Here is a 2455-nt window from a genome sequence, read left to right on the forward strand (position 1 = left end):
CTTCACAGGTTTCTTTGTAGGTTCGCCCCTGATCAAGTACCAGTTGAGCGCATTCAAGTTTAAATTCTGGGTTAAAAGTGCGTCTTTCACGCTTAGTCATAATGTCACCTGTTTTAGTATCGAGATGATCATACATCACCTCTTAATCAGGTGGCCAAATTCACTATGCCACTTCAGTTATTGATAAAAGTAACTTTAGTGTATTTCTTTACTATGCTTTAAGAGAGAAGTGAAAGCTTACTTTTTGCGCTGAGAGTAGAATGTATGGAAAGCCGCAGTGTTTCAAAATGGTATGGGCTTCTGGTTGTGTTAGGGTTATTGCTCATCGGCATGATGATGCACCATTGGATAAACCTACGACACGCACAAGCCACAGCGTTGCTTCAGGGCACATGGACCGAGCAAGGCGTCGCACGCTATTCGATGAACACACTGACAGTATCTGAGCACGGTATCCACTGGAACCAAAAGCGCATCAGTACGCATTACTCTTTTGATGGGGAAACGCTGAGNNCTGAAAAAAACGCCTCTATGGCTTGGTCATAGGCTTGACTGGCTAACGATTCTTGCTCTTTGAGCAGGCAGAACTGCGCCCAGTCGTCATTGTGGTAAATACTCATACTTTCCCCCCTCACATCGATAATTATCTTCATAAGCGTAGCGTAATCTGCGTCTAACCCCGACTTTTGATGCGTGATAGTCTTAATCAGTTGGTTGAATCTCACCTCACCGTCTATGCTTGAGTTGGGTAAACCCATACAACATTGGGGAGAGGATGTGAACGAGCTAAGTGTGCAGTTAGAGCAAGATTTATCAACGTTCATACAATGGGTAAAGGGGTGTCAGGCGTATATAGACGATAAAGACATTGAGATTCTACTCTACTATCAAGACCATGAGATAAAAGCCAGACTACTGCCGCCTATGTATGTTCACCTAGAACAGGGACTGGCTGAGGTCATGTTGGTGAAAGAGGTCGCGCTCGCCAATGAGGGGATGGTGGTCTCTGATGGTGTGAACGTTTTCAATCATCAAACAAAAGTCATCGTAAAGACACTCATTGGCAGTCTATTGGCTAAATGTGAGGACGTATAATGACCGACTCTCCATTTATTAACCCTTCACAGCTTAACCAACATGCTTTGGGTTTGGTGTTCGAGCACTTGCAGATGGCGTGTGTGTTGTCCACGACAGACCGGGTGGTATTAGGCTTTAATCAAGCGGCCACCACTTTGTTTGGGTATACCAAAGAAGAGATTATTGGTCAATCAACCGAATGCCTCTATGCAGACAAAGCGGAACACACAAAACTCGGTGAAACACATTTCAATACTTCTGCTTCTTACTCACCAGAGGTCTCCTTGGTCAATTTTCGCACGCAGAGCGGAAAGGTATTTAAAGGAAAGACGGCGGGAGGCCCCATAAAAGATGCCCAAGGCCGAGTCCTCTATTATGTCGCGTTTGTTCAAGATGAATCAGAGCGCCTTAAGACAGAGCACACCTTAAATCAACTTCATAGCATTACGTCCTCACGGCACCTCAATTTTGAGCAGCGGGTTCAAGCCATATTGAATCTGGGGTGTGCTCAGTTTGGGCTCCCCATTGCCATTCTGAGCCAAATTAGTGATGCACTTTATACCGTGAGACAAGCTGTGCACCCCGAAGACGCGTTACAACCGGGTATGACATTTGAACTGGGTATCACGTATTGTGCTCACGTCTACGCCGCCAACGATGTTCAAGGCTTTCATTGCGTCTCAAACAGTGACATTGCTGCGCATCCATGCTTCACCACCTTTGGTCTTGAGGCGTACCTCGGAGCACCCGTCTTTGTTGATGGGCACAGATATGGGACGCTGAACTTCTCAAGCCCAGAGCCTACCAAGGCATTTTCTCAGCAGGACCGAGAGCTTATTCGGTTGTTTGCCGGTTGGATAGGGCATGAGCTTGCGAGACTCAATGATCTAGCCGCTCTAGAGGAGGCGCATTGCCAGTTAGAAAAACTGGCGCATACGGATTCGCTGACCGGGCTGGCGAATCGGCGAGTCATTGAAAAAAGTTTGAATGAGCACTGGGCGTTGTACGAACGTTATAAGACGGGATTTGTGGTTGCCTTGTTTGATTTTGACCACTTCAAAAAACTCAATGACCAGTATGGTCATGCAGCAGGCGATGCGGCTTTGCAGCGTTTTGGGGACTTCATCCGAACGATGACGCGCAAACAGGATGTTTATGGGCGCTGGGGAGGTGAAGAATTTTTAGCGGTAATGCCGTGCACTGACCTAAAAGGAGCCATGGTATTAGTCGAGCGCTTGGTTAAGGCCGTTTGCCGCACACCGATGACCTTTCAGGGGCAGTCTATCTCGTTGAGTTTGAGTGTTGGGGTCACCGAAGCTGGTCGCGCAGTGTCAGCAGAAGCCTTGTTGCAACGCGCAGATGAGCTCCTTTATAAAGC

4 protein-coding genes are annotated in these 2455 nt (G+C 47.3%); 3 read left to right on the forward strand and 1 reads right to left on the reverse strand.

The features are described from left to right. Positions 1–100, reverse strand: a 100-nt coding sequence (locus IX95_RS26580; RefSeq protein ID WP_443082997.1) for a transposase, incomplete at its 3' end; no start/stop codon positions are given. A 236-nt stretch (positions 101–336) separates the two neighbouring features. On the opposite strand from IX95_RS26580, the gene IX95_RS25520 reads away from it, so the two are divergent. From IX95_RS25520 to IX95_RS25530, 3 genes are all read left to right on the forward strand, one after another. After that, positions 337–546: a DUF2850 domain-containing protein gene (locus tag IX95_RS25520; RefSeq protein WP_443082998.1), complete on the forward strand. Its 210-nt coding sequence runs from the start codon at positions 337–339 to the stop codon at positions 544–546. A 231-nt stretch (positions 547–777) separates the two neighbouring features. Next, positions 778–1095: a hypothetical protein gene (locus IX95_RS25525; RefSeq protein ID WP_152562078.1), complete on the forward strand. Its 318-nt coding sequence runs from the start codon at positions 778–780 to the stop codon at positions 1093–1095. After that, positions 1095–2455 (forward strand): bifunctional diguanylate cyclase/phosphodiesterase (locus tag IX95_RS25530; RefSeq protein ID WP_038165161.1); only part of this gene is annotated, 1361 nt, incomplete at its 3' end. The genes IX95_RS25525 and IX95_RS25530, both read left to right, overlap by 1 nt.

It is taken from the genome of Vibrio sp. B183, from assembly GCF_000740665.1.
GTDB lineage: Bacteria > Pseudomonadota > Gammaproteobacteria > Enterobacterales > Vibrionaceae > Vibrio > Vibrio coralliilyticus.